At 30.1% G+C, this 20305-nt stretch carries 25 protein-coding genes and 1 pseudogene; all 26 read left to right on the top strand.

Going from position 1 to position 20305, the window contains the following annotated elements; genetic code table 4:
- Positions 1-117: 117 nt before the first annotated feature.
- Positions 118-2379: a lipoprotein gene (locus SCANT_RS04850; RefSeq protein WP_053946592.1), complete on the top strand. Its 2262-nt coding sequence runs from the start codon at positions 118-120 to the stop codon at positions 2377-2379.
- A gap of 5 nt (positions 2380-2384) precedes the next feature.
- The gene (locus SCANT_RS04845) at positions 2385-6680 is read left to right on the top strand and encodes an ABC transporter permease (protein WP_053946591.1); all 4296 of its coding nucleotides are present in this window, start codon (positions 2385-2387) and stop codon (positions 6678-6680) included.
- Between the two features lie 210 nt (positions 6681-6890).
- Entirely contained in the window at positions 6891-7199 is a 309-nt protein-coding gene (gene rpsJ, locus SCANT_RS04840) for a 30S ribosomal protein S10 (RefSeq protein WP_020834754.1), read from the top strand.
- Between the two features lie 48 nt (positions 7200-7247).
- Positions 7248-7973 carry a 50S ribosomal protein L3 gene (gene rplC / locus SCANT_RS04835; RefSeq protein ID WP_053946590.1) on the top strand — a complete coding sequence of 242 codons (726 nt, stop codon included), beginning with the start codon at positions 7248-7250 and terminating at the stop codon, positions 7971-7973.
- Positions 7974-7993: 20 nt separating this feature from the next.
- Complete coding sequence (gene rplD / locus SCANT_RS04830; protein ID WP_053946589.1) at positions 7994-8620, top strand: 50S ribosomal protein L4; 627 nt, start codon at positions 7994-7996, stop codon at positions 8618-8620.
- On the top strand, positions 8620-8904 hold the full coding sequence (gene rplW / locus SCANT_RS04825) for a 50S ribosomal protein L23 (RefSeq protein ID WP_053946588.1): 285 nt from the start codon (positions 8620-8622) through the stop codon (positions 8902-8904). The genes rplD and rplW overlap by 1 nt, the downstream gene beginning before the upstream one ends.
- Positions 8905-8963: 59 nt before the next feature.
- Positions 8964-9806, top strand: coding sequence for a 50S ribosomal protein L2 (gene rplB / locus SCANT_RS04820; RefSeq protein ID WP_053946587.1), 843 nt, complete (start codon positions 8964-8966; stop codon positions 9804-9806).
- A gap of 12 nt (positions 9807-9818) precedes the next feature.
- Positions 9819-10088, top strand: a complete 270-nt coding sequence (gene rpsS, locus SCANT_RS04815) for a 30S ribosomal protein S19 (RefSeq protein ID WP_053946586.1) — start codon at positions 9819-9821, stop codon at positions 10086-10088.
- Between the two features lie 26 nt (positions 10089-10114).
- Complete coding sequence (rplV, locus tag SCANT_RS04810) at positions 10115-10450, top strand: 50S ribosomal protein L22 (protein WP_053946585.1); 336 nt, start codon at positions 10115-10117, stop codon at positions 10448-10450.
- A gap of 16 nt (positions 10451-10466) precedes the next feature.
- Positions 10467-11174 carry a 30S ribosomal protein S3 gene (gene rpsC / locus SCANT_RS04805; RefSeq protein ID WP_053946584.1) on the top strand — a complete coding sequence of 236 codons (708 nt, stop codon included), beginning with the start codon at positions 10467-10469 and terminating at the stop codon, positions 11172-11174.
- 2 nt (positions 11175-11176) lie between these two features.
- Positions 11177-11590 carry a 50S ribosomal protein L16 gene (gene rplP, locus SCANT_RS04800; RefSeq protein WP_053946583.1) on the top strand — a complete coding sequence of 138 codons (414 nt, stop codon included), beginning with the start codon at positions 11177-11179 and terminating at the stop codon, positions 11588-11590.
- A gap of 20 nt (positions 11591-11610) precedes the next feature.
- Positions 11611-12000 (top strand): annotated as a pseudogene (gene rpmC, locus SCANT_RS05605) (50S ribosomal protein L29); the annotation flags it as partial.
- 977 nt (positions 12001-12977) lie between these two features.
- Positions 12978-13235: a 30S ribosomal protein S17 gene (gene rpsQ / locus SCANT_RS04790; protein ID WP_053946582.1), complete on the top strand. Its 258-nt coding sequence runs from the start codon at positions 12978-12980 to the stop codon at positions 13233-13235.
- Between the two features lie 20 nt (positions 13236-13255).
- Complete coding sequence (gene rplN, locus SCANT_RS04785) at positions 13256-13624, top strand: 50S ribosomal protein L14 (RefSeq protein ID WP_053946581.1); 369 nt, start codon at positions 13256-13258, stop codon at positions 13622-13624.
- Between the two features lie 13 nt (positions 13625-13637).
- Entirely contained in the window at positions 13638-13955 is a 318-nt protein-coding gene (gene rplX, locus SCANT_RS04780) for a 50S ribosomal protein L24 (protein ID WP_053946580.1), read from the top strand.
- Between the two features lie 17 nt (positions 13956-13972).
- Positions 13973-14527, top strand: coding sequence for a 50S ribosomal protein L5 (gene rplE / locus SCANT_RS04775; RefSeq protein WP_053946579.1), 555 nt, complete (start codon positions 13973-13975; stop codon positions 14525-14527).
- A gap of 19 nt (positions 14528-14546) precedes the next feature.
- Positions 14547-14732 (top strand): type Z 30S ribosomal protein S14, encoded by a 186-nt coding sequence (locus SCANT_RS04770; protein WP_053946578.1) that lies wholly within the window; start codon positions 14547-14549, stop codon positions 14730-14732.
- Between the two features lie 18 nt (positions 14733-14750).
- Complete coding sequence (rpsH, locus tag SCANT_RS04765) at positions 14751-15140, top strand: 30S ribosomal protein S8 (protein WP_053946577.1); 390 nt, start codon at positions 14751-14753, stop codon at positions 15138-15140.
- A 16-nt stretch (positions 15141-15156) separates the two neighbouring features.
- Positions 15157-15699: a 50S ribosomal protein L6 gene (gene rplF, locus SCANT_RS04760; protein ID WP_053946576.1), complete on the top strand. Its 543-nt coding sequence runs from the start codon at positions 15157-15159 to the stop codon at positions 15697-15699.
- Positions 15700-15722: 23 nt separating this feature from the next.
- Complete coding sequence (gene rplR / locus SCANT_RS04755; protein WP_053946575.1) at positions 15723-16073, top strand: 50S ribosomal protein L18; 351 nt, start codon at positions 15723-15725, stop codon at positions 16071-16073.
- A 17-nt stretch (positions 16074-16090) separates the two neighbouring features.
- A complete protein-coding gene (gene rpsE / locus SCANT_RS04750; RefSeq protein WP_083434232.1) occupies positions 16091-16735 on the top strand; it encodes a 30S ribosomal protein S5 in 645 nt (214 codons plus the stop codon).
- Between the two features lie 17 nt (positions 16736-16752).
- Complete coding sequence (rplO, locus tag SCANT_RS04745; RefSeq protein ID WP_053946574.1) at positions 16753-17190, top strand: 50S ribosomal protein L15; 438 nt, start codon at positions 16753-16755, stop codon at positions 17188-17190.
- Positions 17191-18621, top strand: a complete 1431-nt coding sequence (gene secY / locus SCANT_RS04740) for a preprotein translocase subunit SecY (RefSeq protein ID WP_053946573.1) — start codon at positions 17191-17193, stop codon at positions 18619-18621.
- A gap of 18 nt (positions 18622-18639) precedes the next feature.
- A complete protein-coding gene (locus tag SCANT_RS04735; protein ID WP_053946572.1) occupies positions 18640-19272 on the top strand; it encodes an adenylate kinase in 633 nt (210 codons plus the stop codon).
- Positions 19273-19276: 4 nt separating this feature from the next.
- Positions 19277-20050, top strand: coding sequence for a type I methionyl aminopeptidase (gene map / locus SCANT_RS04730; RefSeq protein WP_053946571.1), 774 nt, complete (start codon positions 19277-19279; stop codon positions 20048-20050).
- Positions 20050-20277 carry a translation initiation factor IF-1 gene (infA, locus tag SCANT_RS04725; RefSeq protein WP_053946570.1) on the top strand — a complete coding sequence of 76 codons (228 nt, stop codon included), beginning with the start codon at positions 20050-20052 and terminating at the stop codon, positions 20275-20277. Before map ends, infA begins: the two co-directional genes overlap by 1 nt.
- Positions 20278-20305: the final 28 nt, after the last annotated feature.

The raw sequence follows: 20305 nt of genomic DNA, 5'->3' as shown, positions 1-20305 counted from the left end.
AATTAGGGGTAAATAATTTAAATATGGATTAAAGATGAGTATTGCAAAAGTTAGGTACTTAAAAAATAACAATAATTGAGTACTTATATATTGAAAGAAAAAAGGAGAAAATTAATTATGAAAAAATTATTAAATATATTAACTTCAGTAACCTTAATCGGCTCAGCTGCTACTTCAGTTGCAGCATGTGGAAATGGTGGAGGAGGTAAAGAACCAGATCTATCAAGTTTACAAAAGGAAATGTTAAAAGGGTCAGAATTTATCTCTAGGCTTATAGTTGCAGGTAGACATGAAAACTTAAATTACAATATTAATGAAATATTATCAATTTTTTTAACACCAACTCCAACAGCTATGAATATGCCTGTTTCATACAAATATAAAGGTGAAAGCATAAATATGGCAACTAATATTAACAAATTTAAAAATTATCTAGCACCTTCATTAAATTATTATAATGGTGATTATTATGCAGGTATGTTTGCAAGTTACATTATGGGAATGTATGACAATGAATTTTATGATGAAATTATAAATGGTGTAGATGGAGCTTATTATTTTAGAGATACTTTTTCAAAAAAGGGAAATCAAGGGTACAACAAAAATGGTAACAATGCTATGGGGTATGCTGCGGGATTAGGGAATGACATTAACTTATCAAAAAATGAAGATAGAAGAAATTTAGCTTGAGGTATTCAAGATACTGGTGCATTATCAAATTATTTATTGAATTTAGGCTTTGATGGAGCTAATCCAACAGATACAAATGGAACAGCAGGAGTAAAAACAGCGTCAGCAGAGGGTAAAAAAGGTGGAACAAATGGATCAGGATATGCTTGATATAATTCAATTTTGATGAGTGGAAAAGCTACACAGTCTGTTGATTTTAAAAATGATAAAAGTTTAATTTCTAACAATAAACTTAAAGAAGAAAATTATATAGTAGCAAATGATGAAAATCAATCAACAATTAATGGAAATAAGTTTAATTCTACAGGTGCTCTAATTACTAAAGTTGCTGGTGAACAAAATGTCAATGGTTTTATTAGTTTATTTGGGTCAATGTTAGAAAATTTATCTGATACAAAAAATGGAGCCTTTATTATGGCAGAATTTATGAATATTTTATTTCCAATGATTACTCAGGATTTTAGCGTATGAAACCCAGTTCCAGAAACACAAACAATGATGCAAGGTGTTGGTATGTCTTTAATATCAAATGTTTGAAGGGGAATTAAAAATATTGACAGTAGTTTAATTAGTAATTATCCAGACTTAATTGAAAAAATTGATAATTTAAACGATGCTCCTACAAAATTTGGACTAGCTCATTATTCCAAATTAGAAGAGATGTACAAAACTGCAAATAATGATAAAATGGAACAAGGTAAAAATGCAAAGTTTATTGTAGAAATAATTGATGAATTAATTAAAATTTATGAAAATACAGAAAATAAAGAAGAATTTAATCAAAAGTTTTTTATAGAAAAATCATCACCATTTTATAAAGCATATAGTTCAATAATGGAATATATTGGTGAAGAAAATTGAATAATTTCTATGCAAGGTAAAAATGATAATGGTGGAATTAACCTTTTAAACTTTGCGAGGGGAGCTTATAACATATTTTCAAATAGTGAAATTATGCAAGAATTTGAATTAATTATAAATGAGTTTAAAGATGAAAAAAACTTTAGAGACTTAACAAATGTGCAAAAAAATAAATTCTTAGAACTTATTGGATGATCAGAAGATGGATATGAAGAAGGTTCTTTAGGTGCAAGATTATATAATGGGTTTACTAATGAAAAGGTGATAGGACAAAAAGACTTTGCAGATTTCTTTGCTGGATTTAAAGATTCTGTTGCAAATGCAATGGCAAAAGTACATGAGCCAGTTTTACAATATATTAACGATGACAAATATTGAAAAGTTAATAATTTTAAAATTAGTACAACAAGTAACACACAATTATCTGGAAAAATGGAATTCACTCTTGATTATAATGGTATAGGTGATGTAACTTCTAATGCAAGTAAACAAACTAAAAAAGTAGAAGTTGGACAAAAATTTAATCCATATCAAACTCTTGAAAAACATCAACAAAAAGAAATTGAAGAACTTAAAAAATTAGATAAATTGGATGAAGAAAAACTTAAAAATTCTGGAAAAATTTTAGGTTTAGAGCAAAAAATTATTACAAAAGATGATCTTGCAAAGTATGATGGTCTTGGAAACTATCAAGATTACAAACCAGTAAAAAATTCATATAAAATAGTTTGAGAAAATATCTCTAAAAATCAAGAATCACCTTATTGAGTGATTACTTCACTAAAGTCATTTAATGCTGATGGAGAAGAATTCTATAATATTTATTAATAAAAATGCTTTTATTTAAAAATGGTTTAAGGAAATTATTAAAAGATTATGTCCAATTTGGGATATATTTGGTACTTATTACAATAGCTGTTATATTTACTTCTACTTTTGGTATTGTTTCTTCAAATTTAATTAGTACAAATAATAATATAAATAGAAATTTTGAAAAGTTTGATTACTCATTTAGATACACATCTAGTGCTTATAAATCTAATGATACTCAAACATTTACTCCATGATTTTCATTTAATACGCAATTAGTTGAAGACACTAAAGGTAATTTTTTCCCAACACTTCGTTTTGGTGAAAATGATCTTGGTGAAAATGAGATATTAAAAAAATATGAATTTATTGATGGTTGTGCAAATAATCAAAAGCAATGTTATGAGTCTTCTATCTTTCAAGATAAAAATAAAAATTACATAAATTTTCATTTTGGTGATGTAGAATCAAATTTTGATAGTAATAGTATTGATAAAAAATATTTACCTACTGAAAGTCAAGCTATATCTAATTTTTCAGTTGAACAAAAAATAGAAATAGTTAGAAAAGCTGAGTTTGGGGATTTATATAAATTTAATAAAGATGCAAAAAGTTTTGAAACTTCACTAATTGGAAAATTGTATAAAAAACATAATTATTTTGAAGATAAACAATTAACACCAGAAGCAAAAAAAACTGCATTGAATATTTTTCAGTATATGTTTTATTTAAATAATTCTGTTATAACTGATATTATAAAAAAAGATATTATTGATATTTATGAAAATACAGAAAAGAAAAAAGAAGAAATTGAAAAAGTCATTAATAAAGGAATCGGATTTATTGATGATAATGGGAATTATAAATTTTCTTCAAGTGAACCAAAATTAAATGGAGAAAATGATATTCAAGAGAATAAGCTTTTTAAAGAAAGAGCAAGCTTCTATATTAAAAAATTTGATTCAAGAACTTTATTTAAAACTAATTTTAATATAAATGGATATCAAATTTTAAGTAATAACATTACACATAGAGATTGATTTACAAATTATTTTAGTTTATTAGGAGACTTATCAAATTTTAAGGTGAGGTCAACTAATGAAGCTGTAAAATGAGATTCTAGTGGAAAAAAATTTAGATATATTTCAGCGTTTTATAATACTATAAAAAAAGATAGTGATGCCTATAATGTTCATTTTTATAATGAAGATATATTTAATTTATACAAAAGAACTTATAGAGAAGATAGTTTTACTTCAAATTCTTTTATAGTTTCAAATGGTTATGCCAAATATAACAAAATGGATTTAGGAAAAAGTTATGATATAAATCTTAAAAACAATAAAGGGTCATATGTAATGGATGGAATTGGTGTAGATTCACTTAATGTTTACCCAACAATATATGAAGAGGATTTATTAACAAATCAAGAAAATGAAGCAATTTTTTATATAAGTAATTCTGCTTTTGAACAAGAATTCAACAAAGAAGCAGGAGAAGATAGTTATCAAGATGTTAGTCGATCTTATTTAACTTACAAAAAAACTGATAAGAAAAATATTGAAGCTGATATGAGAATGTTTCAAACTTACTTTGCAGATAACGTCTTAAATTTAGGTCAAGTTGTTGAAAATATTGAAAAGCAAGATTATTCAGAAAATTTAGCAAGAGCAAATATTGAATCTTATAAAGATACAAAATTAATAAATATGAGAAGTAGTTTATTTCCGGGAGTTGTTAAAGGATTTTATTTATTAGCTATCATATTTTGTATAATATTTGCAAGTGCTTTAGCTTTTGTTGTATATAACATCTTTAAAAAAGTTTTGGTTTCTCAAAGAAGTCAAATAGGAAATTTAAAGTCTCTTGGAGTTTCAAATTCAAAAATTATATTTAACTATATTCTATATATGACTTTTCCTATATTAATACTTGTTCCAATAGGTTGATTTATTAGTTTATTTTTACAAGGCTCTCTAATGGGTATTTTTGAAAGATATTTTAATATTCCTTCAAAGTTTTCAATTGATTGAAAATTATTATTAGTGGAATTATCTGCCTTTTTAGGAATTGTAAGTTCAATGGTATTTTTTACAAGTTACTTTACTGTAAAACAATCACCTTTAATTTTATTATCTCCAAGTAAAAGTCATAAACCTAATATGTTTTTATCAAGAAGTTTTTCAAAAATAAAAGGTATAAGTTTTACTTCAAAGTTAAGACTTGTAATATTGTCAAGTGCAATAAAGGATTTAGTAGTTTTCTTTTCAATATTATTATTTTCAAGTTCGGTAATAACATTAGCATCAGTTGCACCAAATACAATGAAAAACATGTCAAAGGAATTTTATAAAAATATTAAATATAATAATGATTTTAGTTATTCAAATGTCATTGTAAATAATCCTTTAACAAGATATTCATTCTATCAAATGGATGAAGATAATAAAGCTAAAAGCAATTTAGAAGCTTCTTTATTTAATACATCAATAAAAAAAGGAGAAAATGACTACAAAACACTTTTTGAAGTAGATTATTGAAAAAATGGTAATGAAGGATCCTTTAAACAACACTTTGAAAGTATATTATTTAATAATTTAATAACTTTTAAAGGTGGAGTTTTATCAACAGGAGTAATGGATGAATTAGTAAAAGTAGAATCACAGATTATCAAGGAGAATAAAATAGTAAGGAATAGATTTAACAATGTTTCTTGTCAAATTATTCCAACACTATTTGGTCAAGGGGCTATTAGTGAAGTAAATGATTATAATGAATGTATAAAAAGTGTTTCAAACAATATTCTTCCTTCAACTATAAAAGAACTTTGAGATAAAGATAATCAAGAGTTTAAAAACTTCTCATTTAATTTCTCAGCTGTTTCAGTTGATAAAGAATTAGATCAAATGTATACAAGAGTTGATTCAATTATCAATAATAAAAAACAAGATAAATATACAGTTTATGGAATTGATTTAGAACAAAAAGCATCAAAAAATTTATTAATAAAAAATCAAGAAAAAATTAAATACAATAATTCTCTAGACTATATTCCAGTATTAATAAATAAAAAGGGAGAGTTAGAGGGATTAAAAATTGGCAGTGAATTTAATTTACAAACTTCTGAAAGTTTATTAGCAACTGTTGATGATGATAATTTAGCATATGAATTGAAATCTGATCAATGAAGTTATAAGAAATCTGATCAATGAAGTTATAAAGAAAAAGATTTATTTACAATGGATTTAGATAAATTCACTTATTCAAATAAAGAGGATTTTTACTTTAAAAAAGATAATAAATATGAACAATATTATAATATGGCAGATATTGAGCTATCTCTACAAAAAAAATCATTAAATAAGGATTTATTTAAGGAAGTAAATGAAGAATATCAAGAATATTCTAATAAAGAATTAATTTATAGAGATGCGGGAGATAGCTATATTGTTAAACCTTTTGATATCTACAAATATGAAAGTGGAGAGCCAATTGAAATTGGAATAGAAACATTATTAGGTGGTACAAATAACTGATTAAATATTGCATTAAAGAAAGGTCTATTAGTCAATAAATTAGTTGATTCAAATCCAAGAAAAGCAAAAGTTGTTGGAGTTGAGGAATTATACGATGGAAATAAATTATATATGGACCAGTTATATGCAAATCAGTTAATGGGAGTTACAACAGGTTTTGATAGTAGAAAAGAGTTTGAAAATGGAACTTCTATTAATATCTGAAGTAATGCTAAAATGAGTTCAAATATCCAAAATGCAGATCAAATGCAAAGAATTTTATTAGCACCATTTAATGCAAATAATTCAACTGAAGGTTTTGCAAAATATATGGACCAATCTATTGGTTATACTGACTATATTCAAATGAAGAAAATGGCTATGAGTAACTTGATAACATCAGTAATATCTATTTCCGTTATCTTTGTTTCGCTATCATTAATTACAGCAATTATTATAATTTACTTAATTACTGAAATGTTTATAGGAAGATATAAGCGATTTATGAGTTATATGAGAATTCAAGGTTATTCAATGAAAGAAATTAATTCAATTATCATGTGAATATTCTTACCTGTAGCTGCAATTGGAGTAGCCTTTGGAATAACAATTGTTTGACTCTTAATAAGTTATTTATTCCCTCAAATATTGCTTTCTCTTGATATAGCAGTACCTATGATAATGGGATGAACTATTATGCCTGTGGTATTCTTTGTAGGGTTATCAATTTTCCTATTAGGATATACAGTAATAATGTTATCTATTAAAAGAGTTAAATTAGCTTCATTGATAGGAAATGAATAATGAAAAAATCGACTTAAGTCGATTTTTTGCATTTTAAGAATTAAAAAAACTGATATATAAAAATATATTAACTTATTTTAATTAATTTAATCTTTTTTAAATTTCTTATTGCTTTTCTAATGATGTTGTGTGATAATTGGAAAGCATGTATATTTTATGTTCATTTAGACAACACACTGGAAAGGGTTGTCAATGTTGAAGGAGGACCTAATGGCTCAACAAAAAATTAAAATTAAATTAAAAGGTTACGACCATGCTATTGTTGATCAATCAATTGCTAAAATTATTGAAGCAGCTGAATCAACTGGAGCTAAAGTTCGTGGACCAATTCCATTACCAACAGAAAAGCAAATTATAACAATATTAAGAGCTACTCATAAATATAAAGATAGTAGAGAGCAGTTCGAAATGAGAACACATAAAAGAATACTTGAGATAGTTGAACCAACACCAAAAACAATGGATTCATTAACAAGAGTTCAATTGCCAACTGGTGTTAACATCGAAATTAAATTATAGTAGACGATCAAGATATACATGAAAATCATAAAAACAGGAGGAAATATCATGAAAGGAATCTTAGGACGTAAGTTAGAGATGACTCAAATCTTTAGTGAAAACGGTAAATTAATTCCAGTCACTGTTATTGCAGTGGAACAAAACACAGTTTTACAAGTGAAATCAGTTGAAAAAGACGGATACCAAGCACTAAAATTGGGAACAATCGATAAAAGAGCTAACTTATTTAATAAACCAGATATGGGTCAATTTAAAAAAGTTAACTCAGAACCTAAGCGCTTCGTAAAAGAAATCAGAGATATGGAAGGATACGAAACTGGTGCAGTAATTAATGCAGCCGACGTATTCAACGCTGGTGAATTTGTGGACGTTACAGGTATATCAAAAGGTAAAGGATTTGCTGGAGCTATTAAAAGACATAATTACTCAAGAGGACCAATGGGTCACGGATCAGGATATCACAGAGGTATCGGGTCAATGGGAGCAATTATTAACAGAATCTTCAAATCTAAAAAAATGGCAGGTCACATGGGACATGAACAAGTGACAATCCAAAATTTAGAAATAGTAAAAATCGATGTTGAAAAAAATTTAGTTTTAGTTAAAGGATCTGTTCCTGGTCCAAGAAAAGGCTTTGTTGTGATTAAACAAAACGTTAAAGGTAGAAAAGCGCAAGAGGCTGTTTCATTGTTATCAAGAAAAACTGCTACTAAAGCTGTGGTTGAACCAACTCCAGCACCAGTAGTTGAAGAAACAGCTCCTGCAGCTGAATAATTAGGGGGAAAGAAATTAACATGAAAGCAAAAGTTTTAGATGTTAAGGGAACATCTCTTAAAGAAATTACATTAAACGATAAAGTTTGAGGTGTAGAACCTCATCAACAAGCTATTTTTGATACAGTTGTTTCACAACAAGCTGCATTAAGACAAGGAACAAGAAAAACAAAAACTAGAGCAGAAGTTCGTGGTGGAGGTAGAAAACCTTGAAGACAAAAAGGTACAGGACGTGCCCGTCAAGGATCAATTAGATCTCCACAATGAAGAGGTGGGGGAGTAGTATTTGGTCCTACACCAAACATTAATTATAAAAAAGCAGTTAATAAAAAAGTTAGACAATTAGCAATTAGAAGTGCTTTAAGTATTAAAGCAAAAGAAGCAAACTTAGTAATTTTAGATAAGTTTGCATTCTCAAAACCTTCAACAAAAGAAATGTTAAGCGTAATGAAAAACATTAAAATTGAAGATCAAAAAACATTAATAGTAACTAAAGAACACGAAGAAATCGTTGTTAAATCAGCAGGTAATATTCCGGGAGTTAAAACATTAGACTTCCAAAAAATGAATATCTTTGATTTATTAAATGCAACAAAATTAGTTGTTACTGAAGATACTGTTAATAAAATCGAGGAGGTGTATGCATAATGCATTTAACACAAGTTATTAAAAAACCTTTGTTAACTGAAAAGACTTACTTAGGTCAACAAAATGGTGCGTACACATTTATTGTTGATAAAAAAGCTAACAAAACATTAATTAAAAAAACATTCGAAGAAATATTTAAAGTTAAAGTTAAAGACGTAAGAACTATGAACTATGACGGTAAAGAAAAAAGAATGGGTAAATATGTTGGAACAAAATCATCTTTTAAAAAAGCTGTAATAGTGTTAAAAGATGGAGAAACATTAGATATCTTATCAGACTTATAAAATTAAGAAATTAATTAATAAGAATTGTAAAAGATTAGGCGAAAACAGGAGGATATATTATGCCAATCAAAAAATATAAGCCTACGACCAATGGTCGTAGAAACATGACTAGCTTAGATTATAGTATCCTTACAACTTCAAAGCCGGAAGGTTCATTAGTTTCAAAACTTAATGAAAAGGCTGGAAGAAATAATCACGGTCAAATAACAACTCGCCATAAAGGTGGAGGACATAAAAGAAAATATCGTATCATTGATTTTAAACGTAATAAATTAGATATTGCTGGAAAAATCGCAACTATTGAATATGATCCAAACAGAAATTCATTTATTTGTTTAGTACATTATATTGATGGTGAAAAAAGATACATCTTATTTGCAAAAGGAATGCAAGTAGGACAAGAAGTTATTTCTAGTGAACATGCAGATATCAAAATTGGTAATGCAGCACCACTAAAAAACATTCCTGAAGGAACATTAATTCACAATGTTGAGTTAAGACCAGGGAAAGGTGGACAAATTGCACGTAGTGCAGGAAGTTCAGTACAAATTTTAGGTAAAGATGAAGATGGAAAATACATCACTTTACGTTTAGGTTCAGGAGAAGTTAGAAAAGTACTTGCCGAATGTTATGCAACAATTGGTGAGGTTGGAAATGAAGAATACAATTTAGTAAACTGAGGAAAAGCTGGAAGAAATCGTTGAAGAGGAATTAGACCAACTGTTCGTGGTTCTGTTATGAACCCAATAGATCACCCTCACGGAGGGGGAGAAGGTCGTGCTCCAATCGGACGTAAAGCTCCATTAACACCATGAGGTAAAAAAGCTCTTGGTGTAAAAACACGTGATAAAAAGAAAGCTTCTACTAAATTAATAGTAAGAAGAAGAAATGATAACAAATAGGAGGATTATGAAATGTCAAGATCATTAAAAAAAGGTCCCTTTGCAGATGACTATTTAATTAAAAAAGTTGAAGCATTAGGTGAAAAAAAAGAAATTATTAAAACTTGATCACGTCGTTCAACAATCTTTCCAAGCTTTGTTGGTCACACATTTGGAGTTTACAACGGTAAAGAATTCATCACAGTTTATGTTACAGAAGATATGGTAGGTCACAAATTAGGAGAATTTTCACCAACACGTAAGTTTGGTGGTCATGGTGATGATAAGAAAAAGAAAAAATAATCATTAGGAAATAGGAGTTTCAAAATATGGAAGCAAAAGCAAAATTAACAATGATTAGAATCTCACCAAGAAAAGTTAGACTAGTAGCTGACACTATCAGAAGTAAAAGAATATCAGAAGCTGTAGCAATTCTTCAAAACCAAGACAAAAGATCTTCAGAACCAGTATTAAAATTATTAAACTCAGCTGTAGCAAATGCTGTTAACAACAACGGTATGGAAGCTGATCAATTATTTGTTAAAACAATCTTCGTAAATGAAGGACCAACATTAAAGCGTTTTAGACCAAGAGCTCACGGAAGAGCTTATGAAATTTTGAAAAGAACTAGCCATATTACAATAGTGGTTAGTGACGAAAGATAGAAGGGAATTATAGAGTATGGGACAAAAAGTATCTCCAAATGTTTTACGTATAGGTATTATTAGAGGTTGAGATAACCGTTGATATGCTGAAAAAGGTGAATATGTTAAGTGATTACATCAAGATATCAAAATTAGAAAAGCTGTTGAAAAGCAATTAAAAAATGCAGCTGTTTCAAAAATTGAAATCGAAAGAACAAAAAAAGAAATCACTCTAGTAATTCGTTCTGCACGTCCAGCTATAGTTCTTGGACAAGAAGGTAAAAACGTTGAAAATATAGTTTTAACAGTAAGAAAAACAATTAAAGATAGAAAAGCTGATGTAAAAGTTAAAGTAATTGAAATCAAAAATCCAGATGTTGATGCAAAATTAGTTGCACAATTTATTGGAGAGCAAATTACAAACCGTGCATCATTTAGAACTGTACAAAAATTAGCTATTAGAAAAGCTTTAAAAGCTGGAGCTAAGGGAATTAAAACTGCAGTTTCAGGAAGACTTGGAGGAGTTGAAATGGCTCGTACTGAAGGTTACCTTGAAGGTTCAGTACCATTATCAACTTTAAGAAGTGATATTGATTATGCTCTATATGAAGCAAGAACTACATATGGACAAATCGGGGTTAAAGTTTGAATTAACCACGGGGAAATTATAGGAAAACAAAACCAAAACAATTCGAAAGTGATTGAGGATAAAAAACCTCAAAGAACACCAAGGGAGGTTAAATAGTTATGTTAATGCCCAAAAGAGTTAAATTCCGTCGTCCTCACAGAGTGAGTTATGAAGGAAAAGCAAAAGGTGGAAAGTTTATTGCATTTGGTGAGTATGGCTTAATGTCATTAGATGGTAATTGAATTACTTCAAGACAAATAGAGGCAGCTCGTATTGCTATGACACGTTATATGAAACGTTTTGGTAAAGTTTGAATTAGAATATTCCCTCATATGGCAATAACTAAAAAGCCATTAGAAGTACGTATGGGTTCAGGGAAAGGATCTCCTGAAGAATGAGTAGCAGTTGTTAAAACTGGCCAATTCATGTTTGAAGTTGGTGGAGTTTCAGAAGAAGTTGCTCGTGAAGCCTTACGTTTAGCAATGCATAAATTACCAGTGCGTTGCAAAATCGTTAAGAGAGGTGATGAATAATGTCTAAAGCAGTAGACTTCATGATAGAATTAAGAACAAAATCAGTTGAAGATTTAATCAAACTTGGTGAAGATCGTCGTGCTGAATTATTCGCTCTTAAATTCCAAGCTGCTGTAGGTAGTTTAGAACAGACTCACAGAATTCCTTCACTAAGAAAAGACATTGCAAGAATTGAAATGTTATTAGGTGAAAGAAGATTAGCTGGAGAAGAAGTAAATAAAACTATTAAAGCAGATTATTCAAAAGCAGTTGTTGAAGCTGAAAAAGCTGGTAAGCAAGTACGTAAAAAACATAAGGACATGATAGAAAAACTTCAAAAAGAACAATTTGGAACTGGAGAACAAGAACAAGTTTCAGAAGATGCAATTTTGGCAGCAATGCAAAAAGCAACTGAGGAACCAAAAGAACCAATTGAAATAGAAGTTAAAGAGGAAAAACCGGCTCCTGCTCCTGTAAAAGAAGTGGTTGTTGAGGAAAAACCGGCTCCTGCTCCTGTAAAAGAAGTGGTTGTTGAGGAACCGAAACCGGCTCCTGCTCCTGTAAAAGAAGTGGTTGTTGAGGAACCGAAACCGGCTCCTGCTCCTGTAAAAGAAGTGGTTGTTGAGAAACCGAAACCGGCTCCTGCTCCTGTAAAAGAAGTGGTTGTTGAGAAACCGAAACCGGCTCCTGCTCCTAAAAAAGAAGTGGTTGTTGAGAAACCGAAACCGGCTCCTGCTCCTAAAAAAGAAGTGGTTGCTAAACCGAAACCGGCTCCTGCTCCTAAAAAAGAAGTGGTTGCTAAACCGAAACCGGCTCCTGCTCCTAAAAAAGAAGTAGTTGCTAAACCGAAACCAGCTCCTGCTCCTAAAAAAGAAGTAGTTGCTAAACCGAAACCGGCTCCTGCTCCTAAAAAAGAAGTAGTTGCTAAATCAAAACCAGCTCCTGCTCCTAAAAAAGAAGTAGTTGCTAAATCAAAACCAGCTCCTGCTCCTAAAAAAGAAGTAGTTGCTAAATCAAAACCAGCTCCTGCTCCTAAAAAAGAAGTAGTTGCTAAACCGAAACCTGCAATTAAGACAGGTAAAACAATAGCTGAAGTTAAAAAACCAGTTATTCCAAAAGCAAGTAGTAAAGTAGTTCCTGCAGGTGAAGCAAAAGCAACTGGAAAAGGGAAAGAAAAACTAAAAGAAATAGCTGTTAAAAATGTTAAAGTTGGTGTAGCAAAAGGTGAACGTATTGAAGGAATTGATTTGAAACTTTCAAAAAAACCTAAGGGTGCTAAAACTTATACATTTGGATCAAATGTAGCAGAAGCAAAAAGACAAATTGAAGAAGCTAATAAAAAAATGGCTGAAAGAAAAGCAGCAAGACAACAAGCAGCAAAATCATCAATCAAAGGAGCTAAATAACCATGGAGAGAAATTTAAGAAAAACTTATATTGGTAGAGTAGTTTCAGACAAAATGGATAAAACTATTACCGTATTAGTTGAAACATACAAAAACCACCCAATTTACAAGAAACGTGTTAAGTATTCAAAGAAATACAAGGCACACGATGAAAATTCGAGTGCTCAAATGGGAGATAGAGTTGAAATTATGGAAACTCGCCCAATGAGTAAAACTAAAAACTTTAGACTTGTTAGAGTTGTTGAAAAAGCAATTATCTAATTTAAAAGAGGTACGACAGAATGATACAAAATGAATCAAGATTAAAAGTCGCTGATAACTCAGGTGCTAAAGAAATATTAGTTATTCGTAATTTAGGTGGAAGTGTTAGAAAATTTACAAATATTGGTGATATTGTTGTTGCTACTGTTAAATCTGCAGCTCCTGGTGGAACTGTTAAAAAAGGTCAAGTTATAAAAGCTGTTATTGTTAGAACTGTAAGAGGTTTAAGAAGAGCTGATGGTACATACATTAAGTTTTCTGAAAACGCTGCAGTAATCATCAAAGATGATAAAACACCAAGAGGTACTCGTATCTTTGGTCCAATCGCACGTGAAGTAAAGGATGCTGGATTTGCAAAAATTGCCTCTCTAGCTCCCGAAGTGCTATAGAAGGAGAACTTTTATGAATAAATCAAAAATCTTAAGAGGAGATGTCGTAAAAGTTATCGCCGGAAATCACAAAGGAAAAATTGGACCAGTAGTTAAAGTATCAAAAGATAAAAAAAGAGTTTATGTTGAGGGAATTGTGGCAATTAAGCATGCTAAACCTTCACAAACAGATCAAGAAGGTGGAATGAAAGAAATACCTACATCAGTAGATATTTCAAATGTTTCATTAGTTGACCCAAAAAATAAAAATGGATTTACAAAAATTGGATACAAAATTGCAGATGGAAAAAAAGTTAGAATTGCTAAAAAATCTGGCGTAGAAGTTAAATAGGAAAGGGATAAGTTAATATGGCAAAAGCAAATGTTAATAGATTAGAACAAAAATATAAAGAAAAAATCGTCCCAGAATTATTTAAAGAAAAGCAATATAAATCAATCATGCAAGTTCCAAAAATCGCAAAAATTGTTATCAATATGGGTATTGGAGATGCTGTACAAGATACTAAGAAATTAGATGATGCAGTAATCGAATTACAACAAATTACAGGACAAAAACCTCTTGTAACTAAAGCTAAAAAATCTTTAGCTGTATTCAAATTGCGTGAAGGTATGCCAATTGGTGCAAAAGTTACTCTTAGAGGAAAAAGAATGTATGAATTTTTAGATAAATTAATTTCAGTTGCGTTACCACGTGTGCGTGACTTTAGAGGGGTACCTAAAACTAGTTTTGATAAACAAGGAAACTACACAATGGGTATCAAAGAGCAAATCATTTTCCCCGAAATTGACTATGATAAAGTTAAAAAAGTTCGTGGGATGGATATCACAATAGTTACAACAGCAAACCAAAAGGACGATGCATTTTCATTATTACAAAAAATAGGAATGCCTTTCGTTAAGTAATTGAGGAGAATAGGATAAAATGGCAAAAAAATCATTAAAAGTAAAACAAGCAAAAGTCCAAAAATTCAAAGTTAGAGAATACACACGTTGTGGAAATTGTGGTAGACCACATTCAGTTTTGAAAAAATTTAATCTATGCCGTGTATGCTTCAGAGATTTAGCATACAAAGGTCAAATCCCTGGTATTAAGAAAGCTTCATGATAGTGAAAGGAAAAAGAAATTATGACAACAGATGTAATCGCAGATATGCTTACTAGAATTAGAAATGCAAACCAACGTTTTCACAAAGACGTTCTAATTCCAGGAAGCAAAGTAAAATTAGAAATAGCAAACATTCTTAAAAAAGAAGGTTTCATTGAAGACTTCAAAGTTGCAGATGACTTTAAGAAAGACATTACTATAAGCTTAAAGTACAAGGGAAAAATTAGAGTTATTAAAGGATTAAAAAGAATTTCAAAACCAGGATTAAGAGTTTACTCAAATTCTCATGACTTACCTCAAGTATTAAACGGTTTGGGTATTGCAATAGTTTCAACTTCAAACGGAATAATGACAGATAAGGAAGCTCGTCACCATAATGTTGGTGGAGAGGTCCTAGCATTTGTTTGATAAGGAGAGGAATTAATATATGTCACGTATAGGAAACAGAGTATTAACAATTCCTGCCGGAGTAGAGGTTAAAGTTGAAACAAATAACGTTGTAACTATAAAAGGATCAAAAGGAGAATTAATTCAAACTTTCAGCCCTTTAATTGAAATTAAAGTTGATGGTAGTGAATTACAAACTCTAAGAAAAAACGAACAAAAACATACAAAACAATTACATGGAACTACAAACTCATTAATTAAAGGAATGTTAACTGGAGTTAGTGAAGGATTTGTAAAGGAACTTGAAATTGTTGGGGTTGGTTACCGTGCTGCATTAGCTGGTAATAAAATCAACTTATCATTAGGGTTTTCACACCCAGTAGAATACGAAGTTCCTAAAGGAATTTTAGTAGAAATCCCAAAACCAACAGAAATTAAAATATCAGGAATTGATAAACAATTAGTTGGAGAAGTAGCAGCAAATATTAGAGCATATAGAAGACCAGAACCTTATAAAGGTAAGGGTGTTAAATACAAAGATGAAAAAATCATTAGAAAAGAAGGTAAAGCAGCTGGTAAGTAGGCTGTTGCTAAGGAGAAGTAAATATGAAATACACTAAAGCAGAAGCTAGAAAAAGAAGACATTATAGAGTAAGAAATAAAGTGTCTGGAACTAGTGCTAAACCAAGATTAAATGTATTTAAATCAAACTCATACTTCTATGCTCAAATAATTGATGACGCAAGTGGTGTTACATTAGTATCATCATCTTCAATAAAAATGGGATTTAAAAACGGACGTAATATTGATGCAGCTAAAGCTGTAGGAAAAGACATTGCTGAAAAAGCAAAAAGTAAAAAAATAACTAATGTAGTATTTGATAGAGGTGGATATTTATTCCATGGTAAAGTAAAAGCTTTTGCAGAATCTGCAAAAGAAAATGGTATGAAATTCTAGAAGGAGATTAAGAAAAAATGGCAGAAGAAACAAAAGTTGTTAAAACTGAATCAGCTCCAAAAGTAGATTCAAACAACCAAGACAAAAAAGACACTAGACCAAACAATAACAATAGACCTAACGGACAAAGAAGAGATCCAAAATTCAACAGAAACAGAGAAGACAACCCTTATGAAGAAAGAGTTGTTACTATTAACCGTGTTACAAAAGTTACAAAAGGTGGACGTAGATTCAGATTTGCAGCAGTTGTAGTTATTGGTGATAAAAAAGGTAGAGTTGGGTTAGGAACAGGAAAAGCAAACGAAGTACCAGATGCAATTAAGAAAGCTATTAAAGAAGCAAGAAAATCTTTAATTAGAATTCCTTTAGCAGGTTCTACAGTACCACATGATGTTATGGGACATTACGGTGCTGGGAAAGTTATGATTAAACCTGCAAGAAAAGGTACAGGAGTTATTGCTGGTGGTCCAGTTCGTGCTGTTGTCGAATTAGCTGGAATTTCAGATATCTATACAAAATCATTGGGATCAAATACACCTATCAATATGATAAGAGCTACATTAGAAGGTTTACAACAAATGCAAACACCAGAACAAATTGCAAGACTACGTGGAAATCAAGTTGAAGTTAAAAAAGAAACTAAAGAAGCTACAACAGCTTAAGAAGGAGTAATTATTTTATGAAATTACATGAATTAAAATCTACACCAGGAAGTAAAAAAGACTCAACACGTGTTGGTCGTGGTATGGCTTCTGGTAAAGGTAAGACATCAACTAGAGGACACAAAGGTCAAAATTCACGTTCTGGTGGAGGGGTAAGACCTGGATTTGAAGGGGGACAAACTCCTTTATTCAGAAGATTACCTAAAATTGGTTTTACAAGCTTAAATAGAAAAGAGTTTGTATTAATTAACTTAGATAAGTTAGAAACATTAGGGTTAACTGAAGTAAATCACAAAACTTTAATGGAGAAAAAAATTATTAAAAATGAAAAAACATTAGTAAAAGTGCTAGGAAATGGTAAAATTACTAAGTCAATAAAAGTTAAAGTAAATAAAGTATCAAAAAGCGCTGAAGAGTTAATTAAAGCTGCTGGTGGTACTATAGAGGTGATTTAGGTGGCTGCTAAAGTTAATAAAACTAAAAAGGCTAAAGTAACTAAATACAAAAACGAATTCGCTAAAGGTGGCTTCTTTGTTAGAAACAAAGACCTTGTAAAACGAATCGTTTTTACTTTAATAGTCTTAATAATAATTAGAATGGGAACTTTATTAACAGTTCCTGGTGTTCAAATATCACCAAATTTTAAAGAATCAGTTGGAAATCAAGACTTTTTCCAATTGCTATCAACTTTAGGGGGAGGAAGTATTGGACAATTCTCAATATTGGCTTTGGGTGTTTCGCCCTATATTACAGCATCAATTATTGTTCAGTTACTTTCAACTGATGTTATTCCTGTTTTAACAAGATGAAGTAAATCTGGTGAAAGAGGAAGAAGAAAATTAGATAGGTTAACTAAAGTATTGGCTATTCCATTTGCCTTAATGCAATCTGTAGCTACAATCTTTACATTGACAAGTCAAGGATTAATTGAAGCAAAATGAGGAACAAATGCCACTGGAACTGGGCCTGCATGATTTTATTACATATTAGTGCCAACAGTTATGCTTGGTGGAACATTCTTAATGTTATGAATTTCAGATCAAATAACAATTAAAGGTATTGGTAATGGAGTTTCAATAATAATCTTTACAGGTATTGTTTCTCAAATGCCAAATAACTTTACAAATACATTTAAATTTTGAGTTGAAGTTAAAGGTGAATCAACAATTCTATTTGATGGACTATTAAAATTCTTAATATATATTATTTCATTCTTATTAGTTATTTTTGTTGTTGTTCTAATGAACGAAGCTGAAAGAAAAATTCCAATTCAACAAACTGGAGCGGGATTAGTTGATACAAAAGATCACACACCGTATCTGCCATTAAAATTAAACAATGCAGGGGTTATACCAGTTATTTTTGCATCAGCTATAATTTCAACACCAATGACAGTAGCTCAAATTATTGCAGCTACAAACCCAAATAATGGATTTGTATTATTTACACAAAATTATTTATCATTTGGAACTTGATGAGGAATTGCAATTTATGGAATTTTAACAGTTCTATTTACTTTCCTTTATGCACAAGTTCAAATTAATCCTGAAAAAATTACAGAGAACTTTAAAAAATCTGGAACATTTATTCCAGGAGTTAAACCTGGAAAAGAAACTGAAAAATTCTTATCTGGAGTAATTAATCGATTAAGTATTATTGGAGCTTTATTCCTTGCTGGAATTGCAGTTCTTCCTTATATAATTTCTAAAATAACAGCTTTACCTTCTCACTTAGCTATTGGAGGAACTGGTTTAATAATTGTAATTTCAGTTGCAATTCAAACAGTTCAACAACTAAAAGGTAGATTGATTCAACAGTCATTCTTAGATAAAAAACAAGACAAATTTAGTGAAGATGAAACAGCATATAATTCACATATTTGATAATAAGGAGAAATAAGATTTATGAATATAATTTTACTTGGAGCTCCAGGTAGTGGTAAAGGAACTCTTTCAGAGTTTCTTTGTGAGAAAAAGACTTTTACACAACTTTCAACAGGTGATTTATTTAGAGATAATATTTCTAATAAAACTGATTTGGGTTTAAGAGCACAAGAATTTATTAATAAGGGAAAATTAGTTCCAGATTCAGTTACAAACTCAATGGTTGAAATGTATCTTAATAATAAAAAAAAGGACTTAATATTTGATGGTTTTCCAAGAACAGATGATCAAGCATTAGCATTAGATGATATGTTAAAGAATTTAAAAGAAAAAATTGATCAAGTTGTTTATTTAGATATTGACGAAAGTACTTTGATGGGTCGCTTAACTGGAAGAATGATTTGTCAAATTTGTAAAAGAAGTTATCATAAGATAAATAGAAAACCTTTAAAAGAAGGAATTTGTGATTTTGATAATGGGACTTTAGTTGTACGACCAGATGATCAAGAAGATAAAATTAAAATAAGATTAGAAGCATATCATAATCAAACAGCACCTTTAATTAAGTTTTATAAAGATAAAATAATTAAAGTTGATGCTAATTGTTCGCCTGTAGAACTTTATAATAGAGTAGAAAAAATTTTAGGTTCTTAACTATATGGCAATAACAATTAAAAATGCTGAACAAATTGAGAAAATGAGATATGCTGGACAAGTTCTTGGAGAAGCCTTACAGGAACTAAAAAAAATGATTAAACCAGGTGTTAATTGCTTGGATTTGGATAAGTTTTTTATAGATTTTATTACCCAAAAGGGATGTACAAGTAATTTTAAAGGTTATGGTGGATTTCCTGCACATATCTGTATATCAATTAATGAACAATTAATTCATGGAATACCTAGAAATAGGATATTAGAAGATGGTGATATTGTATCAATTGATGCAGGTTGTGTTTTTGAAAAGTATCACGCAGATGCAGCATTTACTGTAATTTGTGGTAACTCAAAAGATAAAAAGTATGATAAACTAATAGAGTTGTCTGAAAAGTCACTATACTTGGCAATTGAGCAGGTAAGAGCCGGTGTGCGCATCGGGACTATTTCTTCTACTGTTCAAAAATTTATTGAAGAAAATGGTTATCATTTGCCAACAGATTATTCAGGACATGGTATTGGATTGGAAATGCATGAAGATCCCTTTGTTCCTAATGTAGGAGTAGAAAATACTGGAATGAGATTAGTTCCAGGAATGGCTATTTGTATTGAACCAATGGTTCAGATAGGAACAAATAAAACTATTGTTGCTGATGATGACTGAACAGTGTCATCAAAAGATGGTAGTATGACTGCCCACTTTGAACATACTATTTTGATCACTGAAGGAGATCCAGAGGTATTAACTTTATTTAAAACCAAGGAGGAAACAGAATAATGGCAAAAGAAGATTATTTAGAAGTGGATGGTACCGTTTTAGAGGTACTACCAAATGCTACATTTAAGGTGAAATTAGAAAATGAAATAGTTATAGACGCCCACGTGTCTGGTAAAATCCGAATGAATTACATTCGCATCTTACCAGGAGATAAAGTCACTGTTGCAATTTCACCATATGATCCAACACGTGGAAGAATTACATACCGTTTTAAAAATGGTAAATAAGTAATTTTAATCAACAATGTAAATATAA

It is taken from the genome of Spiroplasma cantharicola, from assembly GCF_001281045.1.
Classification (GTDB): domain Bacteria; phylum Bacillota_I; class Bacilli_A; order Mycoplasmatales; family Mycoplasmataceae; genus Spiroplasma_A; species Spiroplasma_A cantharicola.
The sequence above is the reverse complement of the archived record's forward strand: the minus strand, read 5'-3'. Positions and strand labels throughout refer to the sequence as shown.